19 protein-coding genes and 1 tRNA gene are annotated in these 16,495 nt (G+C 71.3%); 3 read left to right on the forward strand and 17 right to left on the reverse strand.

Features of this window, described 5'->3' with window-relative positions:
- From VGZ23_20405 to cmk, 9 genes are all read right to left on the reverse strand, one after another.
- Nucleotides 1-507: tyrosine-type recombinase/integrase (locus VGZ23_20405; GenBank protein HEV2359960.1), on the reverse strand; the 507-nt coding region annotated here is incomplete at its 3' end.
- A gap of 152 nt (nt 508-659) precedes the next feature.
- A tRNA-Pro gene (locus tag VGZ23_20410) sits at nt 660-736 on the reverse strand.
- A 54-nt stretch (nt 737-790) separates the two neighbouring features.
- Nucleotides 791-1,090 (reverse strand): LLM class flavin-dependent oxidoreductase, encoded by a 300-nt coding sequence (locus tag VGZ23_20415; GenBank protein HEV2359961.1) that lies wholly within the window; start codon nt 1,088-1,090, stop codon nt 791-793.
- 65 nt (nt 1,091-1,155) lie between these two features.
- Complete coding sequence (locus tag VGZ23_20420) at nt 1,156-2,220, reverse strand: 2-dehydropantoate 2-reductase (GenBank protein ID HEV2359962.1); 1,065 nt, start codon at nt 2,218-2,220, stop codon at nt 1,156-1,158.
- A gap of 45 nt (nt 2,221-2,265) precedes the next feature.
- Entirely contained in the window at nt 2,266-2,865 is a 600-nt protein-coding gene (gene plsY, locus VGZ23_20425; GenBank protein ID HEV2359963.1) for a glycerol-3-phosphate 1-O-acyltransferase PlsY, read from the reverse strand.
- Entirely contained in the window at nt 2,862-4,271 is a 1,410-nt protein-coding gene (gene der, locus VGZ23_20430) for a ribosome biogenesis GTPase Der (protein HEV2359964.1), read from the reverse strand. The genes plsY and der overlap by 4 nt, the downstream gene beginning before the upstream one ends.
- Nucleotides 4,272-4,333: 62 nt before the next feature.
- Nucleotides 4,334-5,176: a 4-hydroxy-3-methylbut-2-enyl diphosphate reductase gene (gene ispH / locus VGZ23_20435; protein HEV2359965.1), complete on the reverse strand. Its 843-nt coding sequence runs from the start codon at nt 5,174-5,176 to the stop codon at nt 4,334-4,336.
- Between the two features lie 58 nt (nt 5,177-5,234).
- Nucleotides 5,235-5,846, reverse strand: coding sequence for a lysophospholipid acyltransferase family protein (locus VGZ23_20440; protein HEV2359966.1), 612 nt, complete (start codon nt 5,844-5,846; stop codon nt 5,235-5,237).
- Nucleotides 5,836-6,525 (reverse strand): (d)CMP kinase, encoded by a 690-nt coding sequence (gene cmk / locus VGZ23_20445; protein ID HEV2359967.1) that lies wholly within the window; start codon nt 6,523-6,525, stop codon nt 5,836-5,838. The genes VGZ23_20440 and cmk overlap by 11 nt, the downstream gene beginning before the upstream one ends.
- A gap of 116 nt (nt 6,526-6,641) precedes the next feature.
- Here cmk and VGZ23_20450 point away from each other — a divergent pair, with 116 nt between their 5' ends.
- Nucleotides 6,642-7,292: a hypothetical protein gene (locus VGZ23_20450; GenBank protein ID HEV2359968.1), complete on the forward strand. Its 651-nt coding sequence runs from the start codon at nt 6,642-6,644 to the stop codon at nt 7,290-7,292.
- Between the two features lie 39 nt (nt 7,293-7,331).
- Complete coding sequence (locus tag VGZ23_20455; GenBank protein ID HEV2359969.1) at nt 7,332-8,822, forward strand: glycosyltransferase family 39 protein; 1,491 nt, start codon at nt 7,332-7,334, stop codon at nt 8,820-8,822.
- A 20-nt stretch (nt 8,823-8,842) separates the two neighbouring features.
- On the opposite strand, the gene VGZ23_20460 is transcribed toward VGZ23_20455, so the two are convergent.
- From VGZ23_20460 to VGZ23_20495, 8 genes are all read right to left on the reverse strand, one after another.
- A complete protein-coding gene (locus VGZ23_20460; protein ID HEV2359970.1) occupies nt 8,843-9,265 on the reverse strand; it encodes a PspC domain-containing protein in 423 nt (140 codons plus the stop codon).
- Entirely contained in the window at nt 9,265-10,155 is an 891-nt protein-coding gene (locus tag VGZ23_20465; protein ID HEV2359971.1) for a CoA ester lyase, read from the reverse strand. Before VGZ23_20465 ends, VGZ23_20460 begins: the two co-directional genes overlap by 1 nt.
- 9 nt (nt 10,156-10,164) lie before the next feature.
- Nucleotides 10,165-11,424, reverse strand: a complete 1,260-nt coding sequence (locus VGZ23_20470) for a D-alanyl-D-alanine carboxypeptidase family protein (protein ID HEV2359972.1) — start codon at nt 11,422-11,424, stop codon at nt 10,165-10,167.
- Nucleotides 11,387-12,076, reverse strand: coding sequence for an SMC-Scp complex subunit ScpB (gene scpB, locus VGZ23_20475; GenBank protein HEV2359973.1), 690 nt, complete (start codon nt 12,074-12,076; stop codon nt 11,387-11,389). The genes VGZ23_20470 and scpB overlap by 38 nt, the downstream gene beginning before the upstream one ends.
- Nucleotides 12,073-12,786: a segregation/condensation protein A gene (locus tag VGZ23_20480; protein HEV2359974.1), complete on the reverse strand. Its 714-nt coding sequence runs from the start codon at nt 12,784-12,786 to the stop codon at nt 12,073-12,075. Before VGZ23_20480 ends, scpB begins: the two co-directional genes overlap by 4 nt.
- A gap of 152 nt (nt 12,787-12,938) precedes the next feature.
- Nucleotides 12,939-13,559: a site-2 protease family protein gene (locus tag VGZ23_20485; protein ID HEV2359975.1), complete on the reverse strand. Its 621-nt coding sequence runs from the start codon at nt 13,557-13,559 to the stop codon at nt 12,939-12,941.
- A 24-nt stretch (nt 13,560-13,583) separates the two neighbouring features.
- Nucleotides 13,584-14,912: a diaminopimelate decarboxylase gene (lysA, locus tag VGZ23_20490; protein HEV2359976.1), complete on the reverse strand. Its 1,329-nt coding sequence runs from the start codon at nt 14,910-14,912 to the stop codon at nt 13,584-13,586.
- Between the two features lie 131 nt (nt 14,913-15,043).
- Nucleotides 15,044-16,219 (reverse strand): thiolase family protein, encoded by a 1,176-nt coding sequence (locus VGZ23_20495; protein HEV2359977.1) that lies wholly within the window; start codon nt 16,217-16,219, stop codon nt 15,044-15,046.
- A gap of 63 nt (nt 16,220-16,282) precedes the next feature.
- Here VGZ23_20495 and VGZ23_20500 point away from each other — a divergent pair, with 63 nt between their 5' ends.
- A complete protein-coding gene (locus VGZ23_20500) occupies nt 16,283-16,438 on the forward strand; it encodes a DUF3096 domain-containing protein (GenBank protein ID HEV2359978.1) in 156 nt (51 codons plus the stop codon).
- The last annotated feature ends 57 nt before the right edge of the window (nt 16,439-16,495 follow it).

Raw genomic sequence — 16,495 nt, forward strand, 5'->3', positions numbered from 1 at the left:
CGCGTCCCGGCGCGCCGCGAGCCACGTGCGAAGCACCTGTGCGGTTTCCGCGCCGAAGAAGCCGGTGCCGTCCTTCGCGCCCTTGCCGGCGTGGACGCAGAGCGTCCGCTCGCCGAACCGCACGTCCTCAATCCGCAGCCGCAGCGCCTCGGACACACGGAGCGCAGAATCGCTCAGGAGGGCCACGAGTGCGCGGTTTCGCTTGCCCTCCCACGTCTCGGGGCAGGCGGCCAAGAGGCGCCGGACCGTCTCGTCTTCGGGGACGTTGGGAAACGTCTTTGGGAGCCGCATCGTGATGCCGCGCATCGGGTGGTCCGTAAGCAGACCTGACTCCACGCACCACGTCAGGAACGCCCGCAGGCAGACGAAGTGCTGATGCACGGACACCGGGCGGAGACCGCGGCCTTGCAGGCTAGCGAGGTATCGCTGCACCACGAGCGAGGTCACGTCCTGAAGCGCGCGGACGCCGGTGGTCCGCTGGAACCGGCCGAGGTTGTCCCGATACATGCCGACGGTGCGACCGGAGCAATTTGCCACCTGCCGGCTCAGGCAGAACGCTTCCTGAGTATCGCTCCACGCCTGAGCACCTGAGTGGTCGTCGGAAGATCGGTGGAAATCCTGTGGAGACTCGGAGCGGAAATCCTTATCTGACTTGGTCTTGGTCGGGCCGGCCGGATTTGAACCGGCGACCACCTGAACCCCATTCAGGTGCGCTACCAAGCTGCGCTACGGCCCGACGACAACACCATTATACTAAAGAGCAGGCACCGCAGTCCGGCCCCGGCAGGTGCTAGGCGAGCCCGCGAATCTGCTCCATGATCCTGACGAAATCGGCCGCGGAACTCACGCCCGGGGAGAAGGTTGGATCGACGACCAAAGCGTTGGCCCCAGCGTCCTGGTGGCGGCGATGTCCTCTCGCGGCCGGGTCCCTCCCCGCGGCCTGCGCCATGCTCTTCAGCCCGTCCGTCATCTGCTCCAGGCCGTCGAGCGGCACTCCGACGGGATGCCAGCCGTTGGCCAGTGTCGCCGCGCGGTTGAGGGCGCCCGGGGAGTACGCTGCGAGGTAGATAGGCGGATGCGGCTTTTGCACGGCTTCGGCTGAATGATCGATTTCGGCACGTGGAAGAACCGGCCGTGTCCCACCGCGCGGCGGTGTCAAAGGCGCGCGCCCGCGCTTCGGCAGGCTTCGAGCAGCGCGTCCGGGTGATGCCGGTAGGTCTCTCGGTCCGCGCGGCCCTCGGCGAGGGCGAGCAGCACGTCGGCCAGCGTGCGGTTGACGGGGACAGACACGCCGAGGCGCTCGCCTTCCCGGGCGACCGCGCCGTTCAGCACCGTGACTTCGTTGTGCGGCCGCCCCCGCTCGAGGTCGTGCCACAGCGATGGCATCTTCTCGCCGCGTCCCCGGCCCAGGCCGCGGCGGAGCGCGGCTCGGCCGACGAACGCCGGCGCCGCCATCACGCGCACGAGAAGCGGCACCGGATAGCCCGGCAGCCCCACCGGCCGGAGGCCGAGGCCGTGCATGACACGGACCGCCTCGTGAAACGCGGCGCGCTCGAGCCCGAACAACCGCCGATCGGCGGCGATGGCGGCGGGCGGCAGATCCAGAATGGCCGACGCGGCGTTGGCGAGGATGTTCAGGAGCAGCTTGCTCCACTTGAGCTGCGCGGCATCGGGATACACCCGCACCGGCAACGGCGACGCGCGGAAGATCCCGGCGATCGCATCGGCCGGCGCGGACGCACCCACCGGCGCCAGGGCCACACCGCCTCGCGCCGAGTGGCGCCGTACGACGCCGGGACGGACGCCCTCCACGGGGATCGTGAGCGTCCCGGAGACCGTGCGGTCACCGCCCACGACGGCCGCCACGGTCTCCTCGGTGCCGATGCCGTTCTGGAGCACCAGCACGGTGACCTCCGGACGGGCGAGCATGCCGGCCAGCGACGCGAGCGCCTCCCCGACCTGGTAGGCTTTGACGGTCAGCACGACGAGGTCGGGCGGCACGGCCAGGTCGTCGAGCGAAGTGACCGAATCGACGGCCTTCGATACCATCCGGGCGCCGGCCGACTCGACGACGAGCCCCCAGGTGCGGATCGCGGCGACGTGGGGGCGCCGGCCGAGGACCGTCACGGCGGGTGGATCCCTGTCCGGTGGACGCGCCTCCGCGAGATACGCGGCCACCAATGAGCCGACCGCGCCCGCGCCGTAGCACAGCACCCGCATGTCTACGGCCGCCTCATCATGTTGCTGCGGCCGCGCGGCGCCGCACTACGATTTGTGTGCGACCCGGTCGGTGATCCGAAGCTCCGTGCCGGTGACGAGACGCTGGATGTTGCCGCGATGGCGGTAGATGGCGAAGAGGGACGCGATGACGCCGAAGGCCACGTATTCGGCCGGCGCCCGAATCCACCAAAGCACGATCGGGACCGAGGCGACGCCGAGGATCGACCCCAACGACGCAAACCGTGTGATGGCGACGGCGACGATCCACACGACCGCGGCGACGATCGCCGCCGGGAGCGACAGGCCGGCCAACACCCCGAACGACGTCGCGATGCCCTTGCCCCCCCGCATGCCGAGGAAGGGCGACCAGTTGTGGCCGGCGATCGCCGCGAGTCCGCAGACGACGACCCCCCACGGCGCCGCGCCGGCGCGGAGGGCAACGATCACGGGGACGAGGCCCTTCAGCACATCGACCAGCAGCACCACGGCGGCCACGGCGGGACCGGCGACGCGGAGCACGTTGACCGTGCCGATGTTGCCGCTGCCGTGCTTGCGGATGTCTTCCCCGCGGAGCACGCGCACGAGGATGAGGCCGGTCGGCAGCGCGCCGATCAGGTACGCCAGGACGATGAGCGCGGCGGTCATCGTGACCCGGACGTTCGCGCGGTTTCGGGGGGTCTCCTTCCGCGCAGCGTCCAGCGGATCGGCGTGCCGGCGAGGTCGAATGCTTCGCGGAGCCGGCGCTCGAGGTAGCGCCGGTAGTCCGCCGTCATGAGCGAAGGGTTGTTGACGAACAGGACGATCGTCGGGGGTTCGGATTCCGGCTGCGTGGCGTAGTAGATGTGGAGGCGATGGCCGCGGCTGTCGGCCGCCGGGGCGGAGGCCTCGACGGCCTGCGTCAGCACGCGGTTCAGGGGACCCGTGGCGATCCGGCTCGCCCGCGCCGCCGCGGCGCGGAACACTGCGGCCATGAGGTCCTCGATCCCTTCGCGGCGGATGGCAGACGTCGGGCACACGGGGACGGCGTCCAAAAACCGCAGCTGCCGCCGGGCGACGCGCTGCACCTGTTCCACCGAATACCCCTGCAGCAGATCCCACTTGTTCACGGCCACCACCACGCCGGATCCGGCCTCGTACGCGGTCCGGGCGATGCGCTGATCCTGGTCGGTGATCCCCTCCCTGGCGTCGATCACGAGCACGACGACGTCGGCGCGGCGGAGCGCCTGATGGGTGCGGCGCGTACTGTAGTACTCGACCGGCTCCGCCACGTGGCTGCGCCGCCGCAGGCCGGCGGTGTCGATCAACACCACGCCGCGGCCGTCGTATCGCAGCGCGGTGTCGATGGCGTCCCGCGTCGTGCCCGGCTCGCTGTCGACGACGACGCGGTCTTGGCCGAGGAGCGCGTTGACGAGCGACGACTTGCCGACGTTGGGGCGTCCGAGAAAGGCAGCCTTGACGGCGGCCGGTTCGCCGCGTGCCGGGCGTTCGTCCGGAGGTGCCTCCGGCCGGTCCCTCGTCTCTGCCCCACGCCCCCCTGCCGGGGAGGGCAGGCCCCCTGAGGGGGGCAGGCCGAACAGCGCGGCGACGATCGCATCGAGGAGGTCGCCGACGCCGAGCCCGTGCGTCGCGGACACGGGCACCGGGTCGCCGACGCCGAGTGCGTGGAACTCGGCCGCGTCGAGCGCCGCGTTGGGACCGTCGGCCTTGTTGGCCGCGAGCAGCACGGGCCGGGCCTGGCGGCGCAGCGCGTCGGCGATCTCCGCGTCCTGCGGGGTCAGGCCGGCCGCCGCGTCGACGACGAAGAGCACCAGCGCGGCGTCGGCGATCGCCCGCTCCGTCTGCCGGCGCACCGACGCCGGCAACCCCTGGGTGCGCCCGAGGATCAGCCCGCCGGTATCCACGAGCGTGAAGGCATGTCCCGCCCACTCGCACGGGGCTTCCAGCCGGTCGCGGGTCAGGCCCGGCACGGCCTCGACGATCGCCAGGCGCCGATTCAGGAAGCGATTGAACAACGAGGACTTGCCGACGTTCGGACGGCCGACGACGGCCACGATGGGCAGGCCGTCGCTGCTCGTGGGACGGTTGCGGCGGCCGGGGCCCGCCGGGGCAGGCCTCAGGGGCTCTCGAGGTCCTGAAGGCGCAGCAGGACGTCCTTGATGATCCAGTCCGGCGTGCTCGCTCCCGAGACAACGCCGACCGAGTCCACGTCCCGGAACCACTCCGGGGAGATCTCGTCCGCGGTCTCGACGTGGTGCGTCGGCAGGCCTCGCGCGCGGCCGATCTCCGCCAGACGCGTCGTGTTGGAACTGCCGAGCCCGCCGACGACGAGGAGGGCCTGGACGTCCTCTACCAGGACGTCGGTCTCCTCCTGGCGGACGGTGATCGCGGGACAGAGGGTGTTGCGGACCTTCAGTTCGCGAACGCGGATCGCGAGATCGCCGACGATCTGCCGGAAGTTGTCCTGCGACTGGGTCGTCTGCGAGAGGACGCCCGCCTTGCCGGTGATCTTGACCGCCGCCGCTTCCTCCCGCGTGTGCACCACGGTCACCCGGTCGCCCAGCATCTCTTTAAGCGTCACCATCTCGGGGTGGCCGTGATCGCCCACGCAGATGACCTGGTACCCTTCGTCCGCCAGCTGCCGGGCGACGGTGTGGGCGCGGACGACAACGGGACATGTGGCGTCGACAATGCGCAGGCCGCGCTCGCGCGCCGCGTCGAGCACGGCGTGTTCGACGCCGTAGGCCGATACGACGAACGCCTCCCCGCTGAGGGCGTCGGGGCGCTCGGCGACGCGCACGCCCGCCGCCTCCAGGCGGCCGACGACTTGGGGATTGTGAATCAGCGGCCCCCAGGTGGTGACGGACCCCGCGGCGCCCTCCGCGGCTTTCTGCGCGATGTCCACCGCGCGGCGGACACCACCGCAGAAGCCCATGTGCTTCGCGACGACGATCTTCATCGGCGTCCTTATCATAGGCGGCAGGGAGCCGGGTTGTCCAGCGCACGCGGGAGTCGATTCAGCCCAACAGCCGCGCGATCTCCGTCATGTACAGCCGTCCGATCGCCTCGAGCTCCTCGCGGCCGGCGTGCTCCCGCCGTTCCGGCTGCGCCGTCACGTAGAGCGGCGGACCGATCCGGACGGTGATCCGGCCCGCGCTCAGGCGGTGGGCATCGCGCGGCAGGACGACGTCGGTGCCGAGGACCGCGACCGGCAGGAGCGCCGCGCCCGCCCGGCGGGCCAGCAGGGCCGCGCCGGGTTCGGGATCGCGCAGGGTCCGGTCGCGGCCGCGCGTGCCTTCCGGAAACATGATCAGCACCCCTCCCCGCTCCAAGATGCCGAGCGCCGTGCGCAGCGCCCGGCGGTCCGGCGCGCCGCGACGCACGGGAAACGCGCCGCACGCGGCGATCCACCACCGCACGCCCGGGATCCGAAACAGCTCATGCTTGGCCATGAACGTCGCGCGCCGCCGCAGCGCCGTGCCGACGACCAGCGGATCGAGGTCGCTCAAATGGTTGCTGACCACGACGACCGGTCCGGTGGGCGGCTCATGCGCGCCTCCGTCCACGCGGAATCCGAAGCCGAGCCGCAGGATCAGGCGGAGCAGCAGTTTCGAGAGGCTATAGACCACGGGCGCGATCCACCAGCGCGAGCACGCGCGCGACGACGTCATCGACGGGGAGATCCGTGCTGTCGATGACGACCGCGCCGCTCGCGACCACGAGCGGCGCCGTGGCGCGCGTGGCGGCGGCCCGGTCGTCCTCGGCCTCGATGCGGCGCACCTCGTCGAGCGGCACATGTTCTCCGGCGGCAGCGAGTTCCGCCTGGCGGCGGCGCGCCCGTTCGTCCGGCGACGCGGTCAGGAAGACCTTGACCGCGGCATCCGGCAGGATCACGGACCCAATGTCGCGGCCCTCCATCACGACGCCACCCGACGCACCGAGTGCCCGCTGCGTCTTTCGCAGCGCGGTCCGGACGCCGGGCAGGCGGGCGACTTGGCCGACGATGCGGTTGACCTCCACCGTGCGCAGGTCCGGCGTCACGTCGATCCCGTCGACGAAGACGCGCGTCCCGTCCCCCGGCGCCGGACCGACCGCGACGCGGACCCGGCCGGCCAGCGCGGTAAGCGCGGCGGCGTCATCGGGCGAGATCCCGCGTCGCAGCGCGGCCGCGGCGACGGCCCGATACATCGCCCCGGTGTCGACGTGGCGGTAGCCGAGCCGGCGGGCGACTTCGCGGGCGATCGTGCTCTTGCCGGACCCCATCGGTCCATCGATCGCGACGGCGATGCCCCTATCCTGCTCAGCCACGCCGTCACCGATTCGGGGCTCCTATGGCGTGTACCTACACAGGAATTCCGGACCCAAGATGAAAAATCTGGGGAGAGGCGCGCACCGTTTGGCAAACGCGCCCGCGGAGGCGACCATTGAGCACGCCGGAGGAGCGGTTGAAGGAGCGAGCTGAAGAGCTTACCAAGCAGCGGCGTGCTCAAGAAGCCATCGTGCGCGACGAAGAGACCAAGCGCCGGCAGATCGAGGCCCGGGTGAAGCATCTGGCGGCGGCGTGTCTCGGCACGGCGCGGGCGCTCGCCGACACCACCGGAGCGCCGATTCAGGTGTGGCTCAGCGGCGGTTTGGGTCCCACAGAGGCGGGCTTTCGGGTCCGGGCGGGAACATCGTGCACGCTTGTGGCGCGATTGTCAGAACACGGCTGGGATGTCGTGACCCACGCCCCGAGCGGCGACCAGAGCTCCGGTTACGCGACCGATCAGGACTTTGAGAAGGCTCAGGAATCTCTGCTGGAGCCGGTCATCGCGGGCGCGCTCGAGACGTTGCTGGCCCGGAGGGACTCACCGCTTCCCGGCTCCGCGTCGTCACGCCGGCGCGGCAAAATCTCTCTCTTCTCGTGGCTTTGGCGGAAACTTCACCGCGCCAAGCCCCGGCATGTCGAGCATCACGTCGAGAATCCAGGCCCCCGCCCGGTTCCCGCGCCGGACGAGGTCGACCCGGTCATCCTCGCGCGGCTACAGTCCATGACGGAGCCGTCGGGGCGGGCCGAGAAGCCGGGACCTGAATAGCCCTCCATTCATACCAGGGGCCTCGCAGCTTCATCCGCGATGATCCGACGCGCGCTGGGGCGGTTCCCGCCCGCGCTCCTCGCCGGTCTTGCGGCCGTCACGCTCCTCAGGCTCGCACTCGCCGCGGTGCTGCCGCTGGGCGACGACGAGGCGTTCTATTGGGACTGGTCCCGGCACTTGGCGCCCGGCTACCTGGACCATCCCCCCGCCATCGCCTGGCTGGTGCGCGGGAGCACCGCCGTGTTCGGCAACACGGCGTTCGCGGTGCACCTTGTCGCGACAATCCTCCTCGCCGTTACCTCCCTCGCCCTCTGGCTGCTGGCCCGCGAGGTGCTCGGCCGCGACGACGCCGCCACCGTCGCGGTGGCCCTCGTCAACGTCACCCCGGTATTCGCGGCGGGCGGGCTGCTGGCGGCGCCGGACGGCCCGCTCGGCCTGGCGTGGGTGCTCATGCTGCTGTGGACGTGGCGGGCCGCCACCGGCGGCGGCCGCGTCTGGTCATGGCTCTCCACCGGCGCCTGGCTGGGGCTGGCGCTCGACAGCAAATACACCGCGATCGCCCTGCCCGTCTCCGTGGCCGTGTGGCTGGCCGCGATCCCCCGCTATCGAGTCTGGCTGCGCCGGCCCGAACCCTACGGCGGCCTCGCACTCGCCGCGGCCGTCTTTGCCCCGGTACTGCTGTGGAACGCGGTTCACCGATGGGCGTCCTTCGCCTACACGTTGCACGGACGGCCCGGCTGGTCCGCGGGTCCGAACGCCCCTGTGTTCCTCGCACTCCAATTCGTCTACCTCGGCCCGCTGCTCTTCCCGTGGCTCGTGTGGGCACTGTTCGTGGCATCCCGGCGCGGCCTTGCCGCCGACGGCCGGTGGGCCTTTCTCGCCGCTTCCGGGGTGCCCGTGATCGTCGCGGTGATCGGGTTCAGTCTGATCGGCGAGGCGAAGGGCCACTGGGCCGCCCCGGGCTATCTCGCGGCGACCGTCGCCCTGGCGGGGTTGATCACCGAGCGGCCGTGGGCCGCGCGGTCCGGGCTGTGGCGAACCGGTGTGGTGGCGGGGGCGGCGTCGGCCGTGCTCGTCACGGCGCTGACGCATGCCCTGCCGGTACTCTCTACCGCCCTGCTGCCGCCGCGGCTCGACCCGACGGTGGACTATTATGGGTGGCCGTCGGCGGCGCGCACGATCGCCGCGGTCGCCCGCCGGGACGCGCGTGGTCCCGTCTTCATCGCCAGCGACCGGTATCAGATGCTCGCGCAGTTCGACTTCAGTACCGGCGGGCGCTACCCCACGGCGTCGCTGACCGGCCGGGATCAGTACGCGTACTGGACGCCGTGGAATGCGCTTCGCGGGCGCGACGGTCTCGTCATTCAGGACGGCCGCTACCCGTTCGACGCCGGCCTGCTGCGGCGGGACTGCGGCGTGGTCGAGCCGGCACCGTCGGTCTCGATCGTCCGCCGCGGCGTCGTCGTGCGCACGCTCGATCTCGCGTGGTGCCGGGATTTTCGAGGACGGCCGCTCCGGGCGTTCCGCTGACGGTCCTCGCCACGCGGCGGTCAGCGCCGCGATTCGGTGCGCATCAGCAGGAGCACCAGGCCGCCCAGAATCAGCAGCACCGGAAACACCTGGTCCTGCACGATCGGGATGAACAAGTGGAGATTGCGCAGCAGTAGGTACGCCCCGCCGAGGATGAGGAGCCACCCCAGCATCCGCACGCGGCGGCTTTCGTGCGGCACCGCCGGGCGTGCGGAGGCCGGCGGCGGAGGGCCACCCGCGCCGGTCGCGGCTTCGTCGGCCGGTTCTTCCGGGACGATGAGCACGGTCACCAGATAGAGGAGCACGCCGAGCCCGTTCCACGCGGCGAGGACGACGAACCCCAGCCGGATCGGATTGCTGTCGACACCGAAATACCGGCCGAGGCCGCCGCAGACTCCGGCGATCCAATAGTCCTCGCGCGAACGGTACAGCCGTGGGCGCATTATGCGCTCCTGCTCTCTCCCCGCGCCGCCAGGGCGAGGACACGCTGTGCGCGCAGCACCACCGGGCGGTCCACCATCGCGCCGTCCACGACGACGATCCCGGACCCCGCGGTTTCCCCGCGCTCGAACGCCTCCACGATGCGGCGGGCCTTCGTGATCTCGTCGGGGCCGGGGGCGAACATCCGGTGCACGGGCGGGATCTGCGCGGGATGGATGAGCGTCTTGCCGGTGTACCCCAGCCGCCGCGCTTCCATCGTATCGTGCGCGAGGCCGTCCGCATCGCGGAAGTCGGCGAAGATCCCGTCGATCGCATCGACGCCGGCGGCGTGCGCCGCCAGGCTCACCGCGGTCCGCGCGGCGGCGAGCTCGGTGCCTTCGCGCGTCCGGGGCATGCCGGTATCGGCGGTGAAATCTTCCGCGCCAAACACGAGCCCGTACACCCGGCGCGATTCCCGCGCGATGGCCGCAGACGCGATCACGCCGCGCGCGGTCTCAACGAGGGCCAGCATCCGGAGCCGGCCGCGCGGTAGGGCAAGCCGGTCTTCTGCCGCCAAGAGGCGCGCGGCGACGGCCCGGACGTCCGCGGGAGACTCACACTTCGGGAGACATACGCCGTCGGCGCGCGCCCGCAGCGCCTCGCGCACATCGTCGTCGAGCCGTCCGGACCCGGTGCTGTTGAGCCGCACGAACACGACCAGCCGGTCCGGCAGAGGGCCGTCGAGGGCCGCCGCGACGGCGCGTCGCGCCGCCGGTTTCTCCGCCGGCGCGACGCCGTCTTCCAGATCCATGATGATCGCGTCGGCGCCCGATGCGGCCGCCTTCGCGATCATCTCATGCCGGTGCCCGGGGACGAACAGGAGGCTGCGCAGCAGCCACGACGTCTCGGCCATCGGGGGCCGCTATAGGACGACGGCGCCGAGAAGATGACCGACGGTCTGGCCGATCCAATCGACGAACTCTTCGAATTCCGTCCGGGTCCCGACGACGTTGTCGGCCGCGACCAGCGGCGAGACGCCGAGCAGCCGGTCCCCGGCGGAGAAGGCGACCTCCCCGACCCGGTCGCCCCGCCGGAGCGGGAGGCTCAGCGCCGCGCTCACCATGACATGGCGGGCGACGGTCTCGCCGGGTGCCGTGTCGGCCGTGACGTCACTGGCAATCGTGCCGACGACCGCCTGCCGGGCCGCCGGCAGCTCCACCACCGCCAGCGTCTCGCCCGCCCGGGCCACCGTCGTCGGCCGGTAATGGGCGAACCCGTACGACAGGAGCCGCGACGAATCGCCCCACATGTCGCGGCTGTGCAGCACGACCGCGATCAGGCGCCAGCCGCCGCGGGACGCGGACGCGACCAGCGTCAATCCCGCTTCGTTCACGTATCCGGTCTTCACCCCGTCAGCGCCCGGGTAGCGGCTCAGCAGCTTGTTGTGATTGTACAGGACGCGCGCTGGCCCCCCGGGGGGACGAAAGGTGTACGTGCGCGTCCGTACGATGTCCCGAATCGTAGGGTTCGCGAGCGCCGCCCGCGTGATGAGTGCGAGATCGTACGCCGTGGTGTAATGATCCGGCGTGTAGAGGCCGTGGGGGGACGTGAAGTGGGTCTGGGTGGCGCCGAGCCGGTGCGCTTCGTCGTTCATCCGTGCCACGAACGCGGCCACCGTACCCGCCGTGCCTTCCGCGATGGCGAGCGCCACGTCGTTGCCGGACGGCAGCAGCAGGGCGTACAGCAAGTCCCTCAGAGGAATCCGGGCGCCTTCCGGCAGGCCCACGACTGAGCCATCGCGGAAGCGCGCCACCTGCGGACTGATCGTGATCAGCGTCGACAACGGGGTCGACCGCGCGGCCACCAGGGCCGTCATGATCTTGGTCGTGCTGGCGGGCGGCCAGATCAAGTGCGGGTTGCGGCCGTACAGCACCTGCCCCGTCCGTCCGTCGACGAGGATCGCCGCCGTCGCGGTCACCCGAACCGGGGTCCGCGCCGCCGCCTGGTAGCGGATCGCCGGGACGTCCCACGGCCGGGACCGGGGCACCTGGACCGGCGGCCGGGCGGGCAGGCCCGCCGAGGCCGCCGTGACCGCCAAGGTCAGCAGGAGGCTGAGCGCCGGCGCGGCCAGGCGGTGCGGGGCGCTACGTGGCCGCGGGCGGCAGCGCGGGTGCACCGTCATGATTCCTCGCGGCGGGCAGCGCCGAGAGATCCGGGAGCCCAAAATAGCGCAAGAATCCCTCCGTCGTTCCGTACAAAATCGGCCGGCCGGGCCCCGGCCGGCGGCCGACTTCCCGGACCAGCCGCCGGTCTTGCAGTTTCAGGAAATGGTGCACGGACTGCACACCCCGCACGGCGTCGACCTCGGCGCGCGTGACCGGTTGACGGTACGCCACGATCGCCAGCACCTCGAGCGTCGCGCGGGTCAAGGGGTCGAGTTCCTCGAGCCGCAGCAGCCGCTGAACGTATGCCCCGTACTCGGGGCGGGTGCACAATTGGTAGCCCCCCGCGACTTCCCGGATCTGCAGGCCGCGCCCGCCGTACTCGACGGCCAGGGCGGCGAGCGTCGCCCGAATTTCGCCCTCGGTGACGTCCAGCACCTTCTTGATTTCCCCGATGTGGAGTATGCCCCCCCGGGCGAGAAGTAGGCATTCGATGACGTTACGGCTTTCGGCCGGCTGCCCCGGGCACGGGCCGGAGGCGTCCCCGGTCCGCCCCCCCTCCGGGATGGGGACGGCCGTTCCGGTCCCCCGCGCATGGTCGACCTGCACCGTGCGCCGACCGCTGCCGCCGTTTCCGGCAAAGCCGTTGGTATGCCCGTCTGCGCCGGTCATGGGTCGCGCACCAGCACGATCTCGATCTCCTCGAACGCGTTGGACTGCTGGGCGCGGATGTGCCGCCGCTTTATCAGTTCGAGGAGCGCGAGAAACGTGACGATGATCTCGAGGCGGCTCGCGCCGGTCCGGAACAGCGTCCCGAACAGCACGGTGCCGCCGGCGACGTCGAGCGCGCGCACCACCGCGTCCATCTTCTGCTCGACGGTAAACTCCTCGCCGGCGATCTCCGTGGGCGCGTCCTGAGCGCGGCGCAGCACCTGGTTGAACGCGGTGAACAGGTCCTCGAGCGTCACGCCCTCCAGCAGCACCTCCTCGCCGAGGTCGGCGGAGGCACTGGGGCCGGCAAAGATGCGGCTCTGGACGGTCTCGAGTTGCCGGAGCGCCTGGGCGGCCTCGCGGAACTGCCGGTACTCCGCCATCTGGGCGCCCAGACGGTCCCGCAGGTCGGCCGATGCCTCCTCCGCCGGCGGCGGCGCCTCCGCCGGGGGGGCCGCCGGGACGAGGGTGCGGGCCTTCAGGTCCACGAGGATCGCGAGGTGCACCAGGACGTCGGTGGCCTCGTCGAGGCTCGGATGAGTGCGGGCCAAGTAGGTCTCGGCCAGTTCGCGGAGCGGAACGTGCGACAAGTCGACTTGGCCGCGGTGCGCGAGGCTGACGAGCAGGTCGATGGGGCCTTCGAAGACCTCACACTGCACGTGGTAGGCCACGTTTGTTCCTCCATCCGCTGCTGCAACGAGTCGGTGCTGCGTCCAGTGCTGCGTCGAAAGGCCGGTGGTCGACCCCGAACAGTGGTTCCGCCATAGGTTCGAGGGTCCCCGCGCCGTTCCTCCTCGCGTGGAACCGGCCCTCAGCCGGCCGGTCATAAGAGGCCCGGAAGCCCCCCGGTCGAGGCTTGATACAGCCAGTAGACGGCGGGGAGCATGATGTGCCCCACCACCCCGGTGTAGAGCAGCACGAGCAGCAGCAGGGTGCCGTACGGCTGCAGCCGGGCGTAGGTCTGTGCCTCGCGGCCGGCCAGCAGGCTCTCCACGATGCGCGAGCCGTCGAGCGGCGGAATCGGAATGAGGTTGAAAATCGCCAGGATGATGTTGATCAAGACCAACGTTTCCAGCACGCTCGCGGTGAGCCGCCCACCCGGCAGCCCCGGGGCTTTCAGGAGCCCGCCGACGAGAAACGCCACCATCACGTTGGCCAGCGGCCCGGCGAGCGCCACCTGCAGCATGCCGCGGCGCGGATCGGCAAAGTACCGGGGGTTGACCGGCACCGGTCGCGCCCAGCCGAACCCGAAGACGACGAAGAACACCGTGCCGAGCGGGTCGAGGTGAACGAGCGGGTTGAGACTCAGGCGGCCGCGCGCGCGTGGAGTCGGATCGCCGAGACGGTCGGCCACCAGCGCGTGCGCGTATTCGTGGCAGGTCGCGGCGACGAGAACCGCCACGAGCGTGATCGCAATCGCCAGGGGATCGCCGAGTCTCAGCACGGGCGGAGAACGCGGCCGGCGTCGCTACGCGAGGGGGAGGTCTCGCGCCAGGAGGTCGTCCGTCGTTTCCCCGGCCACGACGACGCGCGACCGCCCGCCGCGCGCGAACACAAGCGGCGGGCGCGGGTAGCGATTGTAGTTGCCGGCCATCGAATAGTTGTACGCGCCGGTGGCGAATACCGCGAGCACGTCCCCCGGACGCGGCCGGGGCAGCCGGGACTCCCAGATGAGCACATCGCCGGACTCGCAGCAGCGCCCCGCGATGGTGACGGCGTCGGCCGGCGGCTCGGTCAGCCGATCCGCCAGCACCGCGTGGTACCGCGCCTGATAGAGTGCGGGGCGCGGGTTTTCATACATGCCCCCGTCCACCGAGACGTAGGTCCGGACGCCCGGAATCGCTTTGATCGCACCGACGGTGTACAGCGTCACGCCGGCATCGCCGACGATGGAGCGGCCGGGTTCCACCATCAGGAGCGGCAGCGGCAACCCGTGCTCCTCCGCGCGGCGCCGGACCGCCGCGGCCAGCGCGGCGACGTAGGCCTCGATCGACGGCGGCTCGTCCGTGGGCAGGTAGCGAATCCCGAGCCCGCCCCCGAGGTCGAGCTCGTCGACCGGCACCCGATGATCGCGGGCCATCCACGCGGCAAACCCCATCATCGCTTCGGCGGCGCGCACGAAGGGGTCCAGCTCCAGAACCTGCGATCCGATATGGCAGTGCAGACCCCGCAGGCGGAGCCCACGCACCTCGAGCGTCCGGGCGACCGCCTCCCGCGCGCCACCGTCGAGTATGCCGAACCCGAACTTGCTGTCGATGCCGCCGGTCTGGATGGCCTGGTGCGTGTGCGGTTCGATCCCCGGCGTGAGGCGCAGCAACACGTCTGCGGTCCGGCCGGTCTCCCGCGTCAGCGTGTCGAGGAGCTCGAGCTCGTAGAAATTATCGACGACGATCCGCCCCACGCCGCGCTCGAGCGCGAGCCGCAGCTCCTCCGGCGTCTTGTTGCTGCCGTGCAGCAGCAGATCGGCGGCCGGCACGCCGGCCCGGAGCGCGGTGTGGATCTCCCCGGCCGACACGACGTCGACGGCGAACCCCTCATCGTAGGCCAGACGGCACGTGGCCATGGTGCACAGCGCCTTGCTCGCGAAGGCCGGACGCGAGCGCGGATACGCCGCCCGCAGCGCGGTCGCGTAGGCGCGGCAGTTCGCCCGGAGACGCTCTTCGTCCATCACATACAGCGGCGTGCCGTGCTCGCGGACGAGGTCCGCCGCGGCGGCGCCGCCGAGCACCAGCCGGCCTTCCCGTGCCTCGCCAAGGAGCACGTCCTGGCGAAGCGTGGTCGTCGATGCCGCGTCCACGCGATGCTACCCTCCGATCCGAATACCCGGGATTCCGTCCGATAGACGACGGCCGGCCTGCGGACACAGGCCGGCGGCGCCGTGCTTCACGATATCACGCTCCGCGCGAACGTGTCAAACGCGCCGGCGCGTCAGACGCGTTCGACCGCCAGGCCGACCGCCTCGCCGCCGCCCAAGCACACGGCCGCGACGCCGCGCCGCGCGTCGCGCTCGGCCCTCGCGTTGAGCAGCGTCACCAGAATGCGCGCGCCGCTCGCCCCCACGGGGTGGCCGAGCGCCACCGCGCCGCCGTGCACGTTCACGCGCTCCAGATCGATGCCGACCTCGCGGGTGACCGCCAGCACCACCGCGGCATAGGCTTCGTTGATCTCGTAGAGATCCACCTCGTCCTTGGACCAGTTGACCTTGGCCAGCAACTTTTGAATCGCCCCCGCCGGCGCGATCGTGAACCATTCGGGCGCCCGCGCCGACACCGCCTGGCCGACGACCCGGGCCAGCGGTTTGGCGCCGAGCCGCCGCGCGGCGTCCGCCGACCCGAGCACCAGCGCGGCGCCGCCGTCGCTGATCGACGAGGCGTTGGCGACGGTCACCGTGCCGTCGGGTTCGAAGACCGGCGGCAGCGAGGCCACCTTCTCCGGCCGGAATCGCCGCGGCTCTTCGTCCTCCGCCACCGTGGCGGCCGCGCGGCCGTTCGGCACGGCGACCGGCACGATCTCGCGGCGGAAGTGGCCCGAATCCATCGCCTCGAGCGCCCGGGCGTAGGACCGCCGCGCGTACTCGTCCTGCGCTTCGCGAGGAATCCGGTATTCGCGCGCCAGCAGCTCGCAGCAGCTCCCCATGTGCTGGTCGGTGTAGGCGTCCCACAGCCCGTCCCGGATCACGGAGTCGATGAGCTGGCCGTGCCCGAGGCGGTAGCCGGTGCGCGCCCGATCGAGGAGGTACGGCGCGGCGCTCATGTTCTCCATCCCGCCGGCGACGACCAGCTCGGCGTCGCCCGCCTGAATGGCCTGCGTCGCGAGCATCGCGGCCTTGAGCCCCGAGCCGCACATCTTGTTCACGGTCGTGGCCGGCACGGTGTTCGGCAGGCCCGCGTAGATCGACGCCTGACGGGCCGGCGCTTGGCCGACGCCGGCGGCGAGGATGATACCCATGTACACTTCGTCGATCTGCTCGGGCGGGGCCGCGGCCCGGCGCACCGCCTCGGCGATGGCGGCGGCGCCGAGCCGGGGGGCCGGCACGGGCGCGAGGCCGCCTTGGAACCTGCCGATCGGCGTGCGCACCGCGCTCAGGATCAGGACGTCACCCATTGATCCGCCTCCCGACTCTGGGTAAGTATTCTCCGCACCCGTGCACCCAGGAGGAGGAACCCTGTGCCGCACACCGAGGCGGTCGTAACGTACGCACGGCTCTCACCGCTCGTCGCGCTCATCGCGGGCATCCTGATCTTAATGATCCCGCGCCTGCTCAACTACATCGTCGCGCTCTACCTGATCGTTATCGGTTTCATCGGCCTCACCGGCCGCTGATCCGGCGGCCCCCCCCGACGGGGCGGCCCGCGCCTCGACGCGCCGCGCGGTCACCAG

Source organism: bacterium (genome assembly GCA_035945995.1).
Classification (GTDB): domain Bacteria; phylum Sysuimicrobiota; class Sysuimicrobiia; order Sysuimicrobiales; family Segetimicrobiaceae; genus DASSJF01.